Here is a 21456-nt window from a genome sequence, read left to right as displayed (position 1 = left end):
CATGCTGTTCCACGTACGGATGGACGTGCACATCCCGCACGACATCGATGCCGCGACGCGCGCGGACCTGATCGCGCGCGAGAAGGCCTACAGCCAGCAGCTCCAGCGTGCGGGGAAATGGCCGCACCTGTGGCGCATTGCCGGCGAGTACGCCAACTTCTCCGTTTTCGACGTCGACTCCGTCGACGAGTTGCACGAGCTGCTGTCCGGGCTGCCACTGTTCCCGTATCTCACCGTGAAGGTCACGCCGTTGGCCTCGCATCCATCGAAAATCGTCGCTGAGTAAAGAAATTCGTATCGCCCGCAGGCAGAGCCGCGGTGCATGCGGCTGCCCCGGCTGTCCATGGTGGACCGTCTATGGGAAGCCTGGACAGTGCGGTGGATGACGTCCACGAAATCTCTCGGCGAGAATTGGCCGGCCTGTTGACCTGCCGTTTCACGCGGTTCATACTCCTCATATCAAGTAAGTTGACTTTCATTAAACGAAAGTAGCAAATGAACGCCAAGCCGCCCGTCGTTAACTCGGCCCTGAAGGTGCTCGAGGCTCTCGAGCTGATTTGCCAAGCGCAGCAACCGATTTCGCTCGAAGAGCTCGCTGGGGCGCTGGAGGTGTCCGGTCCCACGGCCTACCGGATCGTGAACACGTTGATCGAGACGAACTTTGTCAAGCCCCACGGCTACCGGCGGGGGTACTCGGCGACGATGAAAGTCGTCGGCCTCGGCGCCCAGTACGCGGGTTCCTTCGAGTTTCGTGATGCGGCGCGCCGTGCGTTCCGGCCCGTCGGCATGCGTTTCGCGGAAACGATCACGGTCGCGAAAGTGGACGGCTTCGAGGCCGTTTTCATCGACAAGATCCGGGTCGGCTCGAGCTTGGTGTTCTACTGCGACATCGGCCGCAGCCTTCCGTTGCACCTCGGTGCGGCGCCGCGATGCATCCTGGCCCACCTGAGTGACGAAGAGTTCGAGAGCTACCTGCACGCGGAGCTGGTTCCGCGCACCACGGCGAGCTTGGCCGACCCTGACGTGCTCCGTGCGGCCCGGGACCAGGCGCGGGCCGACGGGTTCGTGCTCAGCGTGGACGAGGTCGATCTCGGTGTGAGTGGCATCGCCGTCCCGATTCTCGATCCGGCGGGGCAGATCCTGGGTGCGGTGGCGATCGCCAACACTTCGAGTGCGTGGACGCCGGCGGATCGCGCGGCACGCGCGGAGGCGATGATCGCGGCGGCGGCCGGCATGGTCGAGGCGATGGGTGGCGGCACGGCGAAATCGGCGATCGCATGAGTACCGTGCGCAACGTCGTCAGCGTGGACGGCACGGCGGTGGATGCGCCGTACGTCTACCAGGTCGGCCCCCGCGTTCCCATGGCCACCGAAGTGGACTCTTGGCAGCGGTTCACGCTGCGGACCCTCGACGCGTCTGGTGATCAGGTCCGGCCGGGGGTCACGGCCGATAGTCTCGATGCCGACCTGCTGTTCCCGGTGGCCGGACCGGTCGAGATCTCCGGTGTTCGCGCGGGCGACCGGGTCGGCATCGGCATCCTGGACATCCGCTGCTCGCCGGTCGGTCATGTGTGGACGCGGCCCGGACTGGGATTCGGGAACCCCGGCTGGTTCGACGTCCGGGAGCTGAAGATCGAGCCCCCGCTCGTCCTCGACGTCGCGGGCCTCGAACTGCCCTACACCGTCCACGCCGGAACACTCGGCGTCCTGCCGGCGATGCCTGCTCCCGCTCGGACGCTGGGTCCCTACGGCGGGAACCTCGACATCCCCGAACTGGGCCCCCGATCGATGCTCTGGGTGACCGCCGCCGTCGACGGCGGGGGAGTGTTCGCCGGGGACGTCCACGCGGCGATCGGCGACGCCGAAGTCTGCGGGACCGGCGTCGAGACACCGGCGGAGCTCGACCTCGTCGCGGTACGCGGTGACTGGCAAGCGGCGAATCCCGCGGTGATGACCGAGGACAAGGTCTGGCTGCTCGGCATCGGCACAAACTTCGAACAAGCCCTGTCCACTGTGCTCCCGGACGTGACGGCAGCGCTCGCGGACCATCTACGCGTGCCGGAGAGCCAGGCATACCTGCTTTCTTCGGTGTTGCTGGATATCCGAGCCTGCCAGATCGTGAACCCGCTCACCAGCGTCGCGGTGTCCCTGCGCGGAAACCTCGACCAGTGCCTGGTCCCGCCGCAGGCCCACCAGCTTTTCCACCAGTTCCTCGATTCGACAGTGAAGGAGCATTGATGCTTACCGCGGAACAGAACAAACTCCTGACCCAGACCGGTGCCGGGACGCCCATGGGCGAGTTGATGCGCCGGTACTGGATCCCGATCACCATCTCGAACCGGGTCGTCGCGGGCGGCGCGCCGCTGCGGATCAAGATCCTGGGTGAAGAGCTCGTCGTGTTCCGGAGCCCCCAGGGCGAGGTCGGTCTCATGGCGGAAATGTGCCCGCACCGGAATGCCTCGCTCGCGCTGGCTCGAAACGAGGAGTGCGGTCTGCGATGCCTCTACCACGCCTGGCTCATCGCTCCTGATGGGCGCGTGCTGGAAACCCCGCCGGAGCCGCCGGAGGTTAACCTGTCGGACAAGTTCAAGCATCCGGCGTACCCGTGTTGTGAGGCCGGGGGCATCGTCTGGGCGTATTTGGGTCCGGAGGGCACCATGCCCGACTTTCCCGAGTGGATCTTCCAGCCGTACGACGACGACAAGATCTATGCGACCAACGCGTTCCAGGACTGCAACTGGCTGCAGGGGCTCGAAGGAGATCTCGACGCCCAGCACGGTCCGTACCTGCACTACACCGACGACGAGGCGCACACGCAGGACGGTCTGGAGAATCGCGCCAACGAGTACATTTTCGACCAGCGCCCGAAGGTCGCGGCAGCCAGGCGGCCCTGGGGCCTGCAGACGGTGTTCCGCTACCTCCACAAGGACGGCAAGGCGGCGACCTACTGGATCCACCCGTTCGTCATGCCGTTCTTCACCTTCTTCGAAAGCAACCTGCTCGACACCGAAGGCGCGCTGATGCACGCCTGGGTCCCGGCCACCGATGAATCGCACTGGGTCTGGTCGGTGCTGTTCTCGGAGAGCGCGATGACCGACGACTACCTCGAGTTCGTCGACCGGACCCGCGGGTACGGCATGACCGACCCGGAGAACAACTGGCGCGTCACGGCGTTCACGGGCGAGGGGGTCGGGTACGAGCAGGATCGCGAGCTGATGGCCAGCGGTAAGAGCTTCTCCGGAATCGAAGGCATCCTGCAGCAGGATCTCGCGATCCAGTACAGCATGGGGCCGATCTCCGACCGGACCCGGGAACACCTGACGTCCGGCGACATCGCGATCGTGCAGGTTCGGAAGTACCTGCTCGACACGCTGACCGCCGTTGCGAACGGGGAGCCGGCACCGGGTACGAAACCCGGTTCCCAGGAAGGAATCTTGTTCGAAGCGCTCACCGCCGAGCCGGACGCGTCGATGCGAGACCTGGCCGCACGATGACCACCACCCCTGCCCCTTCTGCGCACGAACTTGCGCTGCTTGCCAGACGCCTCGAAAAGCTCGAGGCAGAGTCGGAGATCCGCCGGCTCGTCAGCACCTATCACTGGTTCAACGACGCCGGATCCGCGTCCGGTGCCATGCCCGCATGGGCGGACCTGACGGTCCCGGCAGCCGACGGAACCAGCTCTGCGGTGCTCCACGAGCTGCAGGTGGCCGGTGGTGCGGCTTGGTCGGGGCGGGGGCTGTCGGCGGCATGGCCGGGCTACCCTGGCATCGCCACCGATGATGGCACTCCCCGTCCCGAGTACATGCCGCGCATGATGCACCTGTTCACCAACGAATGGATCGAAGTGGACGGTGACACCGCCCGCGGTCGTTGGTACTGCTGGGAACCCGCGATAGTCCACATCGGAGCGGAGCCGAGAGCGGTCCTGATCGCCGGTCGCGTTCGGTGCGAATTCCGGCGTGCGGACGGCACGTGGCGTTTCAGCGCCATCGAGTTCGAGGAAGTGTTCTCCACCCCGTACCCCGGTCCGCGCTGCGGCCACGTTCCCTATGGTCCCGCCAATGCGCGGAAGGCAGGTACCTAGATGTCCACAGTGCTGACAAGTGCGGGGGCACAGGTCCTCGGCAGGAAACGGCCATCGTGGGTAATCGGCCGGTTCGTCCTGCGCCGCCTGCTGGCCGCGGTGCTGACGCTGGCCGGTCTTTCGGTCGCGGTGTTCGCGCTCGTGCAGCTGCTGCCCGGCAACCTCGGCCGCAGCATCCTGGGGCAGTACGCCAGCGAGGAGCAGGTCGCGGCGCTGAACGCGAGCCTGGGCGTGGACCGCCCGTTCTTTACCCGGTACTTCGACTGGCTCGCGGGCTTCCTTTCGGGCGACTGGGGAATGTCCCAGCGACTCGCCGTCCCCGCCCGCGATATTGTGCTCGAGCGGCTTTCGCACTCGGTGGTGCTCGCCGCGGCGGCGCTCGTCGTGGTCGTGCCACTCGCGATCGCGGCAGGAGCTTACGCGGCGCTGTGCCGCGGCCGGTTCATCGACCGGACCATCTCGATCCTGGGCGTGTCCCTGATGGCGATTCCCGAATTCGTCAGCGGTGTGCTCCTTCTGGTGGTCTTCGGGGTTTACCTACGGTGGTTCCCGGTGCAGTCGAGCGTACCGTCGTGGAATCCGGCCGACATCGTGCAACAGCTGGCCCTGCCGGTGATCCCGCTCTGTTTCATCCTGTTCGGATACATCGCACGCATGATGCGGGCCACCACGATCGATGTGCTCGACCAGAACTACACCCGGACGGCGACGCTCAAAGGCATTTCCATGCGTCAGGTGTTCTTCCGGCATGTGCTGCGGAATGCCATCCTGCCCACGATCACGGTGATCGCGGGGCAGGCGGGTTACCTTATCGGTGGTCTGGTTATCGTCGAGACACTGTTCTCCTATCCGGGAATCGGGAACTTCGCCTACGAGTCGGCCAAGTTCCACGATGTCGCGCCCCTCAACGACAGTGTCGTCGTCATCGGCGCGACGGTCCTGGTGATCAACCTCCTAGGCGATGTCCTTTCGGCGTGGCTGAACCCGCGGATCAGACGAGGAGGCAACCGGTGAGCGTCAACGAGATCGGTCCAAGGACCACGAAAGTTCAGCCGGTCGGCAGCAGCGGATCACCCGGCCTCGCGCGGCGTCTGATCACCAAGCCCACGGTCGTGGTGGGTGGGCTTTTCGTCGCGTTCTGGGCGCTCATGGGAGTCGGGTGGCGACTCGTGGTGCCCTACGACCCCGGTGCGACCGACGCCCGCGCCGTCCTAACGCAACCGTCCGGCGCGCACTGGCTCGGCACCGACCACCTTGGCCGGGACGTCCTTTCCCGAATGCTCGCGGGCGTGACCAGTGTGCTCACTGTGGCCCCCGCGGCCACGCTCGTGGGTCTGGTGCTCGGCACCGCCATCGGGCTGACCGCGGGATACTTCGGCGGCTGGTGGGACCAGATCATCATGCGGGTGCTGGAATCGGTTCTCGTCGTGCCGGTCATACTCATCGCGATGACGGTGCTGGCCATGTTCGGCACTTCACAGCTTAACGTGATCATCACGGTGGGCATCCTGTTCACGCCGCACGTCGCGCGCACCGTCCGGTCGGCGGTCGTGGTCGAGCGGCACCACGACTACGTGGCGGCGGCGTGGTTGCAGGGCCTGCGTTCGGGGCCGCTCATGGTCGGCGAGATCCTACGCAACATCACGAGCCCGATCATCGTCGAGGCCACCGTCCGCCTGGGCTACGCCATCTTCGTGGCGGCGGGACTCGCCTTCCTGTCGCTCGGCGTGCAGGAGCCTTCGCCCGACTGGGGGCTCACGATCTCGGTCGGCCGCCCATATCTGCAAACGGCGCCGTGGATGGTGCTCGCGCCCGCGGTGGCGCTGGCGACGCTCGTCGTCGCCGTGAACCTGCTCGCGGACGGAATCAAGGAGGTGCTCGAGGGATGAGCCCGAACGTGGCATTGAGGGTTTCCGGTTTAACGGTCGCATACTCGAGCCGAGGCCGGCTCGCCGAAGCCGTCACCGACATCAACTTCGAGATTCCCGCCGGTGGCAGGGTCGGGCTTGTCGGGGAGTCGGGTAGCGGAAAGACCACCGTGGCCATGGCGATCCTGAATTACCTGCCGCGGAACGCTGCGATTCTCGGCGGTTCCATCGAGTTCGAAGGCCGGAACCTGCTCGGACTATCCACTTCGGATCTTGCCGCCGTTCGGGGAAGGCGAATCGCGGCCGTCTACCAAGACCCGGGATCGTCACTGAACCCGACGATCCCGGTGGGGCGGCAGATCGGCGAGGTTTTCGAGCGGCATTTCGGGATGGATCGCCGGGAGTCCCGGCAAGCGGCCGTCGCGGCACTGGACCGGGTCCAGCTGCCGTCGCCGGATCTTGTGGCCACGCGATATCCGCACGAGCTGTCCGGTGGCCAGCAGCAGCGGGTGATGATCGCGATGGCTCTCGCCGCTTCCCCGTCGCTGCTGCTGCTCGACGAGCCGACGACCGGACTCGACGCGACCGTGGAAGCCGGTGTCGTCGAGCTCATCGAAGAGCTCTCCCGCGAAACCGGAACGGCACTGTTGATGGTCAGTCACAACCTGCCGCTGGTCCGGCACCTGTGTGCCGAAGCGGTCGTGATGCGCGGCGGGCGTGTGGTGGAAGCCGGACCGACCGCGACGCTCCTGCGGACACCGCAGGAGGAATACACGCGCGGGCTTGTCGCATCGGTGCCCACGAGGCGCCACCGGAAGTTCACCAACATCGTCCGTGCCGCCGGTGAAGCCGAGCGAGCGGTGGCGCCCGGCAGGTTGGCGGAGATCGAAGCACTGTCGCATTCGGACGACGTCGTTTTGGCGATCAGAAACCTGGTGAAGAATTACGACACGAGCGAGGGTGTCGTGCACGCGCTCCGTGGAGTGGACCTGGAGATGCGCCGCAGCGAGATCCTGGCCATCGTCGGAGAGTCGGGTAGTGGCAAGTCGACGCTAGCGAAATGTGTGGTCGGGCTCGAGTCGTTCACGTCGGGCTCGATCGTCGTGGACGGCACCGACATGCCCCGCAACCACCGCCGCCGGGATCGTTCCGCGGCGGGCGTCCGTCCCACCCTCGTCTTCCAGAACCCCGAGACCTCCCTCAACCCGGCGAAGACGGCGCGTGCGGTGCTCCGGCAGGCGTTGCGCCTTGGCGGCGAAGACCCCGCGAAGGTCGAGGCGATCGCGGCCGAAACCCAGTTGACCGAACACTATCTGGACCTGAAGACACGGCGGCTGTCCGGCGGGCTGAAGCAGCGGGTCGCGATCGCCCGCGCTTCGGCCGGTGAGCCGGCAATCGTGGTGTGCGACGAGCCGGTGTCCGCGTTGGACGTTTCGGTGCAGGCGGGCATCCTCAACTTGCTGGCGCAGCGGCAGGCCGACACCAGCGTGTCGTATGTGTTCATCTCCCACGACCTCGATGTCGTGCACTATCTCGCCGATTCGGTCGCGGTGATGTACATGGGCGAGATCGTCGAGCGGGGCAGTACGGAGGCGGTGTTCTCCGCGCCCCATCACCCTTATACGGCCGCCCTGATGTCCGCCTCCGTCTCCGCCGACAGCGAGCGGATCAGGCTCCAAGGGCAGGCGCCCAGCGCCTATCAGGAGTCGACCGGCTGCATCTTCGCGAGCCGGTGTCCCATCGCACTCGACGACGGGAGCTGTTCCACCACCAAGCCACCATGGCGCGGAGGCCCGGGGGACAAACAGTACCGCTGCCATCGTGCGCCCGAGGAACTCGTCCTCGCGCCCACGGCGCAGCCCGCAGTTCCGTCCGCCTCCCTGTGACCGAAGGAATCGAGCATGACCGACAACCCCTTCGCCCCGCTGGCCGAGTGTTTCGACCGCCGTGGCTTTCTGCAGCTGACTGCGCTCCTCGGCGCCGGCGTAGCACTGGCCGGCTGCGCGCCCAGTGGTACCACCAGCACCGCCGCCCAGCCCACCGTCGCGCGCAGAGGCGGTGCCCTCACGGTGGGCATGCCGACCCCCAGCGGCCCCGTCGATCCGGTCACCATGACCGATATCGGTGCGGTGGACACGGTCCTGGTCGCGGCGGAGTACCTGACCTTCCCGAAGGCCGACGGCTCGCTGGAGGGACGGCTCGCCACCGACTGGAAGTCCGAGGACGCGCGGACATGGGTCTTCAAGCTCCGGCAGGGCGTGACGTTCCACGACGGCTCGCCGCTGACCGCGGACGACGTGGTGGCGACGTTCGACCGGATCACCGATCCGCACGGCGGTTCCGCGGGCCTGCAAAGCCTCGGCGGGATTCTCAGCCCTGGCGGTACGACGAAGGTCGATGATCACACGATCCGGTTCAAGCTCGACCGTGGCTACGCGGACTTCCCGTACCTGGTGTCCGCGTTCGCATACAACACCGCGATCATGCCGAGGAACTACCACGTCGGTGACTTCATCAAGGGCGGCATCGGCACCGGCCCGTACGTCCTCACCTCGTACCAGCCCAACGGCCGCGCCCAGTTCAAACGGAACGAGAAGTACTGGAACACCGATGCCGCCTACCTCGACACGCTGACCGTCCAGTATTTCTCCGACACCAACGCGCAGATGCTCGCGATCCAAAGCGGCAAGATCGATCTCGTCCCCTCGGTCGAACCGTCGGCGCTGCGCACGCTCAAGGGCGCGAGCAACCTGATCCAGCAAGAGGCGCAGTCCGCGTCGTTCCAGACGGTGCAGATGCGCACGGATATCAAGCCTTTCAACGACAAGCGGGTACGCCAGGCCCTCGCGCTGTCTCTGGATCGGCCTCAGCTCGTCAACGCGTTGATGGACAACAAGGCCACCCTGGGCAACGACCATCTGTTCGCCCCCACCTTCACGTCAGCGGACCAGATCGCCGCACCGGTCGAGCAGCGTAAGCGAGATCTGGCCCAGGCGAAGCAACTCCTCGCCGACGCCGGATATCCCGGTGGTCTCAAAGTGACACTGACGACCGCGCGGGTTTTCGAATGTGTCGACCATGCCACCCTGGTCAAGGACATGGCCAAGGAAGCGGGCTTCGACATCGCGCTCGACATAATGACTCCCGAGCAGTACTTCGCCTCGGGTGACAACTCGCCGTGGCTGACGGTTCCGCTGGGTATCACCAACTGGGGCTCGCGGGGAAGCGCCTCACAGGTCCTCGAAGCCATCGCCGTTTCCGCGGCGCCGTACAACTCGGCCCACTACTCGAACCAGGCGTTGGACGACCTGATCGCGCGCTACGACAACGAAACGGACCCCGCCGCCCGCATCAAGGTCGGTACCTCCATCGCACAGCTGCTGCATGACGAAGTGCCCAACTGCGTTTCCTACTTCAAGAACCAGGTGCGGGTATCCGCCCAACATCTCGGCGGCGTGCCGGCGGGGCCCGGCGATTTCCCCGATTTCACGAAGGTTTTCGTGACTGCCTAGTTTCCCGATCAAGGCAAGGAAAGAACTCTCTGATGCGATTCATTCGATTCAACGGCCAAGGCGGCAACGAGATCGTCAGCGTGGACGAGGGCCCGGACCCAGTGCCGGATGCGCACGGGATCCTGGTTGCGGCCCGCTACGCAGGCGTCAACCCGGCAGATGTGCTGCAGCGCAACGGCGGCTACCCGGTGCCTGTGGACGCGCCTCAGGACATACCCGGTCTCGAGGTTGCCGGCGAGGTCGTCGCCGTCGGCTCGCGGGTGCGCAAATGGGCCGTCGGCGACCGGGTCATGGGAATCGTCAGCGGTGGCGGCCTCGCTGACCGGGTCCTCGCGGACGAGCACCACGTCTGGCAGACTCCCGCCCACCTGAACCCGATCGAAGCCGCGGCGCTGCCGGAAGCGGTCCTCACCGCGTTCGATGCGCTCAACCGTGCCCGTGTCGGGCTGGGCGATGTCGTCGTGGTACGCGGCGTCAACGGCGGTGTAGGGATCGCGGCCTGCCACCTCATCCGGGAGCTGGGCGCCCAGGCCATCGGCGTCGGCCGTGCCGAATCCGCGCTGAAGCAGGTCGCCGAACTCGGGTTCACCGTCTGCCTGGCGGCTGAGGCCGGCCGGGCGGTCGCGTCACTCGGTAACGCCACCGCGGTCATCGATCTCGTGGGCGGGGAAGCCGTCGCCGAGGACCTCTCGTTCCTGCGGGTCGGCGGCCGGATCGTCGTGGTCAGCACGGCCGGCGGGCTCACCGCCCAGGTCCCGCTGAACCTGTTGATGGCCAAGCGGGCCGACGTTATGGGCACCGTCCTCCGGGGCCGTTCGAACGCCGAGAAAGCGCTGCTCGTCGACGACCTGGAGCGTCGCCTGTCCGCGTCGATCGGCGATCGCGTCTCGGTTCCCGTCGACCACGTCTTCAAAGCCGAAGAGGTCACGACCGCGTTCGACCGGCTCGGTGAGTCAGGCAAGTTCGGCAAGGTGCTGCTCGATTTCGGTGCCTGACCGGCCTTCGGAAGGAGAACGCTCATGGAAGCCACACCGCGCCGGTTTCCGGTCCTCGTCCGCCGGGCCACGTGGCTGGCCGATCGGGTGATCGGGCTCGACCTGGTTCCGGTCGACGGCGCACCGCTACCACCGTGGGAAGCCGGTGCCCACATCGACGTCGTCCTCCCATCCGGGATGGTGCGCCAGTACTCGCTTTACGGCAGCCGCGACGACCGGCGGCTGTACCAGATCGCGGTACTGCTCGAACCGAACGGACGCGGCGGATCGAAGGAGATTCACGGCACCGCGCTCGTGGGCAAGCACCTCGAGATCCGGCCGCCCAGGAACCACTTCGGGCTCGTCGACGCACCCGCGTACGCCTTCGTCGCCGGTGGCATCGGGATCACGCCCATACTCCCCATGATCAGAACGGTCGCGAAAGCGGGAAAGTCGTGGTCTCTGCTCTACGGCGGCCGAGGCCGGACAAGCATGGCGTTTCTGCCCGAGCTCACGCAGATGCCCGGCGGTGTGGTCGACGTACAGCCACAGGACGAGCGTGGCCTGCCGGATCTGACCGCGTATGTCGCCCAGGCGCCGGACGAAGCCGCCTTCTATTGCTGTGGACCGGAAGGCATGCTGCGGGCGATGTCTGATGTGACAGAGGCCGCGGGACTCGCCAAGCACCTGCACCTGGAACGGTTCGGGGCCCCGGCCAGTACGCCACCACCGGCAACCCCCGAGGACTCCGCTCAGTTCGAGGTCGAGCTGCGAGCCAGCGGGATTACGCTGACCGTCCCCCCCGACCGGTCCGTGCTCGACGTGGTCTCCGATGTCGCCCCCACTGTGCTGTCCTCGTGTGCCGAGGGCTATTGCGGCACCTGCGAAACCCGGGTGCTGGAAGGAATCCCGGATCACCGCGACTCCCTGCTGTCCGAAAGCGACAGAGCGAGCAACGAAACGATGCTGATCTGCGTGAGCAGATCACGCTCGGCGAAACTGGTTCTCGACCTCTGACAGGCGTCCACATCAGCGCGGAACCATGTCGGGCTCCCTCGCGTCGGTTCTGCCCCAGGGAGGCACGGCGGCCGTGTTCGCGCAGGTCACCGCCGCGCGAGCGGGACGATCCGGCCGCGGCGCTCCAGCTTCTGCCACGGCAGCCGTGCCCCGGCCAGTGCGGTGATCACCGACTGCACCACGATCAGGTACATCAGCTGCCGGTACACGATCTGCTGCAGCGGGAGCACCAGGAGCGGGCGCAGCGACTCGCCGTCCAGCCGGAACGCGATCACACCCGGCACCGCCTGCAGCGCCAGGAACCCCAGCCAGGTCAGGGCGACCTTGCCGGCGTCCTCGGTGAACAGCGCGAAGCACGCGGTCACGTCGACCACCGGGGCGATCACCTGCAGCAGCACCTGGAACACGAGCAGGTAGGGCAGGCCGCGCCGACCGAGCCGCCCGGCCGGGCCGCGCTCGATGACGGCCCGCCGGTGCTTCCAGATGGCCTGCAACGTCCCGTAGCACCATCGGTAGCGCTGCTTCCACAGCTGGCCGTAGGTGGCCGGCGCCTCGGTCCAGGAGATCGCGTGCTCCTCGTAGGCCACGCGCCACCCGTCGCGCTCCAGGGCCATGGTCAGGTCGGTGTCCTCGGCCAAGGTGTCGTCGCTGACGCCGCCGATATCCAGGATCGCCGAGCGGCGGAAGGCGCCGAGCGCGCCGGGCACCGTAGGCGTGCAGTGCAGCACGTCGTAGACGCGGCGGTCCAGGTTGAACCCGATCACGTACTCGATGTGCTGCCAGCGGCCGAGCAGGCTGCGGCGGTTGCCGACCTTGACGTTGCCGGACACCGCGCCGATGTCGGGGTTGGTGAAGTGCGCGACCAGCCGCCCCACCGCGTCGGGTTCGAGGGCGGTGTCCCCGTCCACCATGACCACCAGTTCGGAGTTCGCCGCCGCCAGCCCGGTGTTGAGCGCCGCGGACTTGCCCGCGTTCTCCTGCCGGATCAACCGGATGCGCGGGAATCGCTCCTGCAACTGCTGGACCACCTCGACGGTCCGGTCCGTGGAGCCGTCGTCGATCACGATCACCTCCACCGGGTGATCGCTTGCGAGGATCGACCGAACCGTGTTCGCGATGCCGGCTTCTTCGTTGTAGGCCGGGACGATCACGCCGACGCGCTGGCTGATCTGCCACGGCGGTTCCCACCGGCGGGATCGCCGCACGTGGATCGGCACGATCAGCAGCATGACGACTGCGCGCAGCGCGGCCAGGCCGGTCGCCACCCAGAGCAGCGCGCGCAGCGAGTCCGCCAGCCAGCGGGAGAGCTGGATGGTGGCGACCAGCATCGTGCCCGCGATCCGGTCGACGATCTGGGCCTGGTTCACCGTGCCGGACAGCTGGAAGGTGCCGCCGACGGAGTCGACCTGCCACCCGGTGCGCTGCAGGTCGGGCAGCAGGCGGTCCAGCGCCTCGACGGTGCCCGGGCCCGCGGTGTCGCGCATCAGCAGGACCGCGCCGCGGTCGTCGCGGGGCGTCGAGTTCGCCAGCACGGCCGCCGCGTCAGGTTGCCGCCAGTCCTGTGAGTCCAGGTCGGCCAGCACCACCTGGCGCCCGTGGTTCCCGATGCGCAGAAACGCCTTCCACGCCTCGTAGTCCAGCGATCCGGTGGTCGTGTACGGCGGTTGGACGAGGTTCATGGTGATCCCGGCGGCTCCGGCCAGGACCAGGTCGGTGGCCTGCAGCTCCAGCTGTACCCGCAGGTCACCGGCCTGCCGCAGGTCGGTGCGGGTGAGGGTGCGGTTGCCGATCTCGTGCCCGGCGTCGAGGATCCGGCGGATCACCGCCGGGTTCTCGGCGGCCTGCGCGCCGGTCACGAAGAACGTGGCGTGCACCTGGTGCCTGGCCAGCACGTCCAGCACTTCCGGTGTCCACTGCGGATCCGGTCCGTCCACGAAGGTCAGCGCCAGGTGGCGGGTGCGGGGGTGCCGGACCACCGGTTCGCGCGGATCGATCACGGAACCGCCGGCGAAGGCGGATTCGGGGACGAACTGCCTGCTACCGCTCGGCGTGGCCGCCGTGCCCGCGCGGTTGAGCAGGACGTCCAGGCCGAGCAGGCTGCACAGCACGAGCAGCGCAAGGCCCAGCAGCAGCCAGTGCGATCGGGGGGTTCGGGGGATTCGGGAGCGGCGTGGCAAAAGCGCTTCCTGCCTCAGGGGTTGGTGCCCGCGGTGGTCGGCAGCGACGGGGCGGGTTCGCGGGAGTTGAGCATCGCCGCGGCGAGGAACAGCCCGAGGCAGACGAGCACCAGGCTGGTCAGCAGCACGAACCGGCGGAAAACGCGGCGCCGGCGACCGCTGCCGTCGACGAAGACCGGGTCCGCGGGGTGGTGCACCCGGCGCACGCGCCGGTCCGGCAGCAGGTCGAGGGTGGTTTCGCCGCCGTGTCTCCGATGTCCGGAGCGTCCGGTGTGGACGACCACCGTTCCGGCGGTGCCGCGGCGTCGGTGCCTGGCGTGGACTTCTTTCGAGCCGCTACGGGGTCGTTGGCGGTCTCGCCGGGACATCACTACTCCGGTTGTCGGGGTCTCGATCACTCGAACGGGTAAGTCGGGGCACAGTACGATAACGTTACGATCACTTGGAACCAAGGGCGCGCTGTTGTCGGGGTGCGTGCGAGTGGCCTGAACGCATGGAGTGAACACAGGCAGTGAGGACTTTCCTGCGGCGCACCACTCGACTGCTGTCGCTGGCCCTGGCGGGCTTGGTCGTGCTCGTCGCTGTTTCGGCGCTGTACCTGGACGTTTCGTTGGGTCGGGTGCCCGCGTTCACCGACTATGTGGGACGCGTCACGTCGGCGCGGGGCACGAACTGGCTGCTGGTCGGTTCGGACAGTCGCGAAGGACTCTCCGAGCAGCAGGAACAGGAATTGGTGACCGGCGGCACCGCCGATGCGGGCGGATCGCGCACGGACACGGTGATGCTGCTGCACATCCCGGCCGGTCCCGGCGCACCGACGCTGGTCAGCCTGCCGCGCGATTCGCTGGTGCCGATCGAGGGCCACCCCCCGAACAAGCTCAACGCGGCTTACTCCTACGGCGGTCCGACGTTGCTGTCCCGGACGGTGGAGGAAGCCACCGGGCTGCGCATCGACCACTACCTGGAGATCGGGCTGGGCGGCTTCGCCGGAGTGGTGGACGCGGTCGGTGGCGTGCGGATGTGCCTGCCGCAGGCGATCCACGACCCGAAGATCGACCTCGCCCTGGCGGCCGGCTGCCAGCAGCTGACCGGCGCGCAGGCGCTCGGTTTCGTGCGCACCCGGGCCTTCGCGCGGGGCGACCTGGAACGCGCGGAGCACCAGCGGGAATTCCTCACGGAGTTGGTGCGCAAGGCCACCAGCCGGGAGGTGCTGTTCAACCCGCTGCGCTCGGTGCCCATGACCTGGCGGCTCGCCGCGACCGTGACGGTCGCCGACCACGACCACCTGGACGACCTCGGGCAGCTCGGCTACCAGGCGGGAACCGCGGGGGAGGAGCTGGTCACGGCGACGGTGCCGACCAGCGGTGGATGGACATGCCCGGCGTCGGCGCGGTCCTGTTCTGGGACAAGGAGAAGGCGGGGGAGCTGTTCGACTCGCTGCGGCAGGACCGGCCGGTGCCTCCCGAAGCGCTCACCGCCGCCCGGTGAGCCCTCAGGCCGTTAAACCCGAGGGGAGACTCCCTCGGGCCACCCGGCCCTGCTCAGGCCCCGGCGGGGCCTGAGTTCGCCGCTTCGATGCGTTCAGACTTCACGATGAGCCGCCACGCGCTCATCGCAGCCAGGGTGTACGCACTGGCGACGAGAACGAAAGAGGCTTGCGGGCCTCGGGTCCAGTCATGAGCTGCGGCTAGGACAACGCTGACAGCTGCGATGCCGACCAGCGAGCCGATCTGGCGATTGGCGTTCAGCACCGAACCTGCGATGTTGGCGTGTTCTGGGCCTGCGGCGTCCACCAGGGCCGCCGTCATCGCCGGGGAGATGATGCCCGCACCGACGTTCGCCATCCCGACAGCAAGGGCCAGCACCCAATAGGGGGTCGCCGGGGAAACCGTGATCATGGTCAGCGACGAAACACCCGCCAGCAGCAGGAACGCTGTCAGCAGCAGGCCATTGCTGAAAATCGCGGAAATCCGCGAGAAAACGATGTTGGAGACGGGGAAGAAGATCGTCATGGGCAGCAGTAGCAGGCCGGCCTGGAGGGGGCTGGCCCCGCGCGCATGCTGAAGGTAGAGCCCGACCATGAACATGCTGCCGAAAAGCGCGAAGTTGAACAGGAAGCCGACGATGTTGGCACCGGAAAATCCGGGGTTCTGGAACACCCTCCACGGCATGACGTGCTCTTCGGCACGCCGCTCCCGGACCACCAGGAGCCCGGTGACGAGCACAGCCACCACGGCCGCCGTGAGGACTGCTGAGGATGTCCAGCCGAGTTGGGGTCCCTCGATGAGCGCAAAGCTCAGCGCGGTGAGCATGACGACGAACAAGGCATGGCCTGACGCGGCCAGTTTCGTCGAACCGCCACCGACTGGTTTGATGTAGCGGGCGGTCATGATCATGCCGATGGCCCCGATCGGCAGGTTGAGCAGGAAGATGCTTCGCCATCCGAACGCACTGACCATGAGACCGCCGACCGTCGGTCCGAAGCCGGATGCGGTCGCCACGATCGCGGACCACAGGCCCAGCATTCTGGTGCGTTTCCGCTTGTCCGGGAAGGAATGGACCAGCAGAGACAGGGAACTGGGCATGAACAGCGCGGCCCCCGCTCCCTGTGCGAAGCGGGCCGCGATCAGCACCTCGGCCGTGGGGGCGAACGCGCAAGCCAACGAGGCGACGGAGAACACTGCCATGCCCCACTGGTAAACGACTTTCGCCCCCACGCGGTTGGCGAGCCCGCCAGCGAGGAGCAACAGCGACGCGAGCGTCAGGACGTATCCGTCGACTACCCAGGTGAGCTGGGCGAGGGTGGTCTCGAGTTGCTGCTGGATCGCCGCACCCGCGACGTTGACGACCGTGATGTCGAGTGTCGCCATCACGAAGCCGGTGGCGAGGGAAGTGATTTTCACCCCAGCTGATGCGTCCCGCCCTTCAGCGGCAGTACCGGCAGCGGGGGCTGCCGCGCCGGTTTTGGCAGTGCTCATGCTGACTCCTGTCAAATCGTTGCCCCCGGATTCCGCGGTGTCGGGAGGGAACCCGCGATGCGCGTCCGAGGTTCACGTCGGCCTCCGGCGTACTTCCTGTGGTAACTCTGCGTGGCTGCCATCCCGCGGCCCGGAGGACGGTGAAACGGCGCAACGCGGAACCGTTTTCCGTTGCGTGCGCAACATGTTCTGTCGGCCGAGGCATGCCTGAACCGGTCCGCGGGCGGTTGCCTGCGGACCGCTTCTGGTTCACCGGAACGTTACTTACTGTGCCGAAGGTGGTATGGACGATGTCCGGATTGCCGGTCTATATTCGAGCTCAGTTGCGAGCAAGTACTCGTATTTTAGCGCTCGAACTGGCCGGGGGCGCCACGCTCCGGCAGAAACCGGAGTCCGACTTGTTCCACGCACTCGCCCGCCTGATCTCGCGGCAGCCGCGGATGCTCCTGCTGGTCGCGCTCGCCTTCGTCGTCGGTTCCGTGGTGCTCGGCGGCGGTGTCGCTGACCGGCTGCTGGCCGGTCAGGGCACCGAGAACCCCGCGTCCGACTCCAGCCGCGCCGACGACCTGCTGGAGGAGCACTTTCCGGAAAGCCGCCCGAACCTGCTGCTGCTGGTCTCCAGCGACCGCGGGGTCGATGACCAGAGGATCGCCGCGCAGGGCGTCCGGCTCGCCGAGCGACTGGCCTACGAGCCGGGCGTCACCGGCGTGACCTCCTACTGGCAGACCGGCGCTGAGGACCTCAAGTCCGAGGACGGCCGCTACGCCCTGATCGCCGCGCACGTCGCCGGTACCGAGGACGAGGCCAGCCGGATGGGTGCCGAGTTGGCGCCCGAGTACACCGGCCGCCACGGCGACCTCGACGTCCGGGTCGGCGGCATGACCGCCGTGCTTTCCGACGTCGAGACCACCATCGCCGAGGACCTGGCCGCCTCGGAGCTGATCGCGCTTCCGCTGGTCCTGATCATCCTGGTGCTGGTGTTCGGCAGCGTGGTGGCCGCCTCGCTGCCGCTGATGGTCGGCATCATCGCGATCACCGGCACCAACGGCGTGCTGTGGCTGCTGGCCGGGGTCACGGACGTGTCGATGTTCGCCCAGAACATCACCACCATGCTGGGCCTGGGGCTGGCGATCGACTACGCGCTGCTGATGGTCCGGCGCTACCGCGACGAGCTCCGCCGCGGGCTCGACCCGCGCGCCGCCGTCGCCGCCACCATGCGCACGGCAGGCCGGACCGTGCTGTTCTCCGCCGTGACGGTGTCCGTCGCGCTGTCGGCGATGCTGTTGTTCCCGCTGTACTTCCTGCGTTCGCTGGCCTACGCGGGCATCTCCGTGGTACTGCTGGCCGCAGTTGCGGCGCTGGTGGTGCTGCCCGCCTCTTTGGTGCTTCTCGGCCACCGGGTCAACGCGCTGGACGTGCGGCGCGCGGTGCGTCGCAGGCGGCGCGAGAGCAGGCGTTTCCCGGCGCTGATCGCGACCGTGATGCGCGGCGCGCCGGTGTTCGCGGTCGGCTCGGTGGTGATCCTGGTGGTACTCGGGCTGCCGTTCCAGCGTGTCGAGTTCGGCATGGCCGACGACCGGCAGCTACCTGCCGACGCCGAGTCGCACATGGTGCAGCAGGTCCTCCGGGACCAGTTCGACAACAGCGTCACCGGCACCATCGACGTCGTCGCGCCGAGCCCCGCCGGGGCGGAGCTCGCCGACTACGCGACTCGGCTGTCCACTGTGGCGGGCGTTGAAGAGGTACGGACGTCGATGGGGACCTTCGCAGCCGGCCGCCAGTCGAAGCGGCGGATCACGGTTGACGCCGTCCGCGACGAGGCGGGCCTGAACCACCTGCAGATCCTGCCCGACGACGGCATCGAAGACATCTCGCCGGAAAGCCAGGACCTGGTGCGCCAGATCCGCGCGGTGCCCAGCCCGTTCCCGGGCACGCTGGTCTCCGGGCAGAGCGCCGCCGTGGTCGACACCCAGGAGGCGATCGGCGACCGGCTCGGCTGGGCGCTCGCGCTGATCGTGGTCAGCACGCTGGTCCTGGTGTTCCTGCTGACCGGCAGCGTGCTGGTTCCGGTGCAGGTGGTGGTGCTCAACGCGCTGAGCCTGACCGCGATGTTCGGCGCGGTGGTGTGGGTGTTCCAGGACGGCAACCTCAGCGACCTGATCGGCTTCACCCCGGTCGGTTTCATCGACACCTCGCTGCCGGTGCTGATGTTCTGCATGGCGTTCGGGCTGTCCATGGACTACGGCGTGTTCCTGCTCTCGCGGATCAAGGAGGAACACGACCGCACCGGCGACAACGAGACCGCGGTGGCCGCGGGCGTGCGCAACACCGGCGGCATCATCACCGCCGCCGCGGTCCTGCTCGCCGTGGTGCTGGTGGCCATCGGCACCTCGCGGGTAACCAATTCGATGATGCTCGGCTGGGGTGTCGCGCTGGCGGTCTTGGTCGACGCGACCGTGGTGCGCTGCCTGCTGGTGCCCGCGGTGATGAAGCTGTCCGGCAACGCGAACTGGTGGGCGCCCTCGTGGCTGCGCCGGTTCCAGCAGCGCTACGGGCTACGGGAGGGCGAAAGCACGCCCGCCGCAACGGTAACCGAGAAGACCACTGTAGACACCCTCGCGCCGAACTGATGAAAGAGACTCAAGTGTCCAAGCGTCGAGTGAGTTCCTTCGTCATCCTGCTGATCGCCGTGGCAGTGCTGGTCGGAGTGCCCGTGCTGGTGGTCGGCGGCAGCGGGGACGGCGCGGGCGCGGCCGATCAGCATGCCGTGCGCGTGGACCAGCTCAACGAGGAGACCAGCGCGCGGCTGGCCGGGGCGGGCATCGTCGACGTCCCGGTGCAGTTCACCGTGCAGAACATCAACCGTTCGAAGGCCGCCTGCTACACCGACGGCCAGACCTACGTCGTGCGCGGGCACCTGACCACCCCGCGAGACCTGCTGGCGCGGCCGGACAAGGAGGTGACGCTCTACCAGCACGGCATCGGCACCGGCGAGTGGTACTGGCGGATGCCGATCCCCGGCTACCACCAGGCGGAGGAGATGGCCCGCCGCGGCCACGCGTCGCTGACCATCGACCGCATCGGCTACGACAGCAGCGACAAGCCCAACGGGCTGGGGACCTGTCTCGGCGGTCAGGCCGACATGACGCACCAGATCGTCGAGCAGCTCCGCGCCGGCGGCTACCGCGCCGACGGGCTGCCCGCGCCGGCCCCGGCGTTCGGCAGGGTGCTGCTGGCCGGGCACCACAACGGCGCGCAGATCAGCCAGATCGAGGCGTACTCCTTCGGCGACGTCGACGGCCTGGTGCTGATGGGCTGGGCTGACCGGGGCCTGACCGACGACGCCGACGCCACGTTCTTCGGCGCGTTCTCCTCCTGCATGCAGGGCGGGGGCGGACCGGCGGAGAAGGCCGACGATCCGCCCGGCTACGTCTACTTCGACCTGGGCCGCACCCGGTTCGCCGAGGACAACCTCCGCGACGTGCGGCCGGAGGTGGTCGGCGCGGTCACCCAGCAGCAGAACCGCACTCCCTGCGCCGAACTGGCCTCGCAGCTGGAGGCCGTCGTGGTCGACCTCCAGCACCTGAACGAGATCACCGTGCCGGTGCTGATGGTCCAGGGCGAGCAGGACTCCCGGATCACCGGCGGTGAGCAGAACCTCGCACCGTTCGCCGGCACCACCGACAAGCAGCTGCTGACCGTGCCCGGCGCCGGCCACTTCATGGGGTTGGGGGAGCGGGCGCAGGTGCTCCACGACGGCATGGCGTCGTGGCTGGACCTGCACTGAGAAAGGAAACCGAGCATGTTCGTCAAACGCTTCGTCGCGGCGCTGGCGGTGGTGCTGGTCGCCGTCGGGCTGCCGGTCCTGGCCCCGCCGGAAGCCAGTGCGCAGGCCATTGTGGACTTACCAGTCTCCTTCCAGGTCCAGAACGTCAACCGCACCACCAGCCAGTGCACCGCCGACGGTCACACCTACACCATCCGCGGCCACCTGACCGCGCCGGCGTCGGTGCTCTCGCGGCCGAACCCGGCGGTCACGCTCTACGTGCATGGCACCAACACCGGTGAGTGGATCTGGCGGCTCGACAGCCCCGGCCACGACTACGTGCGGACGCTGGCGGAGAAGGGCCACGCGTCGGTGACCATCGACCGCCTCGGCTATGGCTCCAGCCCCATCCCCAACGGGTTCGCCACCTGCAGCGGGGCGCACGCCGACATCGCCGACCAGATCGTGCGGCAGCTGCGCGCGGGCACCTACACCGTCGACGGCGCCGCACCGACCCGTTTCACCCGCGTGTTCATGGCGGGCCACTCCAGTGGCGCGCTGGTCGCCGAGACCGCAGCGTTCTCCTTCGGCAACGTCGACGGCATCGTGCTGACCGGCTGGGCCGCGATCGGCTTGACCGAGGACACCATGCGGCGGTTCTTCTCCGCCTACGACCGGTGCCTGGAAGGCGGAGAAGCCGGCTACCCGCCTGGTTTCGTCCACTTCGACGGCAGCCTGGACGGCTTCCTGGCCGGCGGGCTCGGACCGGACGCCGAACCGCGCGTCAGGGAGGCGATCACTCCGCTATACCCGGCCAACCCGTGCGGGGTGATGGTGTCCGAACCGGTGGGCATCATGTCCGACCTGACCCGCATCGGCGAGATCAAGGTCCCGGTGCACCTGATCTTCGGTGCGAAGGACGTCCTGCGCCAAGGCGTCGAAAGCTACCCCGGACTGTTCACCAGCAGCGACGACGTCACGGCTACGACGGTGCCCGATGCCGGGCACTTCGTGACCCTGGACGTCAACTCGTCGGTGGTCACCGACGGGATCGCGGACTGGCTCGATCGCCACCAGTAAA

General features: G+C 67.7%; 18 protein-coding genes. 15 read left to right on the top strand and 3 right to left on the bottom strand.

What is annotated here, in order from left to right; translation table 11 throughout:
• The first annotated feature begins 1 nt into the window (after position 1).
• The 11 genes from catC to DL519_RS15555 all read left to right on the top strand — a co-directional run bounded on the left by catC (position 2) and on the right by DL519_RS15555 (position 11454).
• Positions 2 to 286 (top strand): muconolactone Delta-isomerase, encoded by a 285-nt coding sequence (catC, locus tag DL519_RS15605; protein ID WP_190815844.1) that lies wholly within the window; start codon positions 2 to 4, stop codon positions 284 to 286.
• Positions 287 to 495: 209 nt separating this feature from the next.
• Positions 496 to 1281 carry an IclR family transcriptional regulator gene (locus tag DL519_RS15600; protein WP_190815842.1) on the top strand — a complete coding sequence of 262 codons (786 nt, stop codon included), beginning with the start codon at positions 496 to 498 and terminating at the stop codon, positions 1279 to 1281.
• The gene (locus DL519_RS15595; RefSeq protein ID WP_190815840.1) at positions 1278 to 2237 is read left to right on the top strand and encodes an acetamidase/formamidase family protein; all 960 of its coding nucleotides are present in this window, start codon (positions 1278 to 1280) and stop codon (positions 2235 to 2237) included. The genes DL519_RS15600 and DL519_RS15595 overlap by 4 nt, the downstream gene beginning before the upstream one ends.
• Positions 2237 to 3493 (top strand): Rieske 2Fe-2S domain-containing protein, encoded by a 1257-nt coding sequence (locus DL519_RS15590; protein ID WP_190815838.1) that lies wholly within the window; start codon positions 2237 to 2239, stop codon positions 3491 to 3493. Before DL519_RS15595 ends, DL519_RS15590 begins: the two co-directional genes overlap by 1 nt.
• Positions 3490 to 4083: a nuclear transport factor 2 family protein gene (locus DL519_RS15585; protein WP_190815837.1), complete on the top strand. Its 594-nt coding sequence runs from the start codon at positions 3490 to 3492 to the stop codon at positions 4081 to 4083. Before DL519_RS15590 ends, DL519_RS15585 begins: the two co-directional genes overlap by 4 nt.
• Positions 4084 to 5097 carry an ABC transporter permease gene (locus tag DL519_RS15580; RefSeq protein ID WP_190815835.1) on the top strand — a complete coding sequence of 338 codons (1014 nt, stop codon included), beginning with the start codon at positions 4084 to 4086 and terminating at the stop codon, positions 5095 to 5097.
• Complete coding sequence (locus DL519_RS15575) at positions 5094 to 5972, top strand: ABC transporter permease (RefSeq protein ID WP_190815833.1); 879 nt, start codon at positions 5094 to 5096, stop codon at positions 5970 to 5972. Before DL519_RS15580 ends, DL519_RS15575 begins: the two co-directional genes overlap by 4 nt.
• A complete protein-coding gene (locus tag DL519_RS15570; protein WP_190815831.1) occupies positions 5969 to 7837 on the top strand; it encodes a dipeptide ABC transporter ATP-binding protein in 1869 nt (622 codons plus the stop codon). Before DL519_RS15575 ends, DL519_RS15570 begins: the two co-directional genes overlap by 4 nt.
• A gap of 15 nt (positions 7838 to 7852) precedes the next feature.
• Complete coding sequence (locus tag DL519_RS15565; protein ID WP_190815829.1) at positions 7853 to 9463, top strand: ABC transporter substrate-binding protein; 1611 nt, start codon at positions 7853 to 7855, stop codon at positions 9461 to 9463.
• Between the two features lie 32 nt (positions 9464 to 9495).
• Positions 9496 to 10458, top strand: a complete 963-nt coding sequence (locus DL519_RS15560; RefSeq protein WP_190815827.1) for a zinc-binding dehydrogenase — start codon at positions 9496 to 9498, stop codon at positions 10456 to 10458.
• A gap of 24 nt (positions 10459 to 10482) precedes the next feature.
• Positions 10483 to 11454: a PDR/VanB family oxidoreductase gene (locus DL519_RS15555; protein WP_190815825.1), complete on the top strand. Its 972-nt coding sequence runs from the start codon at positions 10483 to 10485 to the stop codon at positions 11452 to 11454.
• A gap of 86 nt (positions 11455 to 11540) precedes the next feature.
• Here DL519_RS15555 and DL519_RS15550 read toward each other — a convergent pair whose 3' ends face one another.
• Together DL519_RS15550 and DL519_RS15545 are read right to left on the bottom strand one after the other, a co-directional pair.
• The gene (locus tag DL519_RS15550; RefSeq protein ID WP_190815823.1) at positions 11541 to 13631 is read right to left on the bottom strand and encodes a bifunctional polysaccharide deacetylase/glycosyltransferase family 2 protein; all 2091 of its coding nucleotides are present in this window, start codon (positions 13629 to 13631) and stop codon (positions 11541 to 11543) included.
• Between the two features lie 14 nt (positions 13632 to 13645).
• Complete coding sequence (locus tag DL519_RS15545) at positions 13646 to 13999, bottom strand: hypothetical protein (protein WP_190815821.1); 354 nt, start codon at positions 13997 to 13999, stop codon at positions 13646 to 13648.
• A gap of 143 nt (positions 14000 to 14142) precedes the next feature.
• Between DL519_RS15545 and DL519_RS15540 the strand changes: the two genes are divergently transcribed.
• Positions 14143 to 15135: an LCP family protein gene (locus DL519_RS15540; protein WP_223839053.1), complete on the top strand. Its 993-nt coding sequence runs from the start codon at positions 14143 to 14145 to the stop codon at positions 15133 to 15135.
• 37 nt (positions 15136 to 15172) lie between these two features.
• On the opposite strand, the gene DL519_RS15535 is transcribed toward DL519_RS15540, so the two are convergent.
• On the bottom strand, positions 15173 to 16609 hold the full coding sequence (locus tag DL519_RS15535; protein ID WP_190815819.1) for an MFS transporter: 1437 nt from the start codon (positions 16607 to 16609) through the stop codon (positions 15173 to 15175).
• 290 nt (positions 16610 to 16899) lie between these two features.
• Here DL519_RS15535 and DL519_RS15530 point away from each other — a divergent pair, with 290 nt between their 5' ends.
• The 3 genes from DL519_RS15530 to DL519_RS15520 are packed head-to-tail and all read left to right on the top strand — an operon-like array spanning position 16900 to position 21455.
• Positions 16900 to 19239 (top strand): MMPL family transporter, encoded by a 2340-nt coding sequence (locus tag DL519_RS15530; protein ID WP_190815817.1) that lies wholly within the window; start codon positions 16900 to 16902, stop codon positions 19237 to 19239.
• A gap of 14 nt (positions 19240 to 19253) precedes the next feature.
• The gene (locus DL519_RS15525) at positions 19254 to 20396 is read left to right on the top strand and encodes an alpha/beta hydrolase (RefSeq protein ID WP_190815815.1); all 1143 of its coding nucleotides are present in this window, start codon (positions 19254 to 19256) and stop codon (positions 20394 to 20396) included.
• A 15-nt stretch (positions 20397 to 20411) separates the two neighbouring features.
• On the top strand, positions 20412 to 21455 hold the full coding sequence (locus tag DL519_RS15520; protein ID WP_190815813.1) for an alpha/beta hydrolase: 1044 nt from the start codon (positions 20412 to 20414) through the stop codon (positions 21453 to 21455).
• Position 21456: the final 1 nt, after the last annotated feature.

Origin of the sequence: Saccharopolyspora pogona (genome assembly GCF_014697215.1) — a bacterium.
GTDB lineage: Bacteria > Actinomycetota > Actinomycetes > Mycobacteriales > Pseudonocardiaceae > Saccharopolyspora > Saccharopolyspora hattusasensis.
The sequence above is the reverse complement of the archived record's forward strand: the minus strand, read 5'-3'. Positions and strand labels throughout refer to the sequence as shown.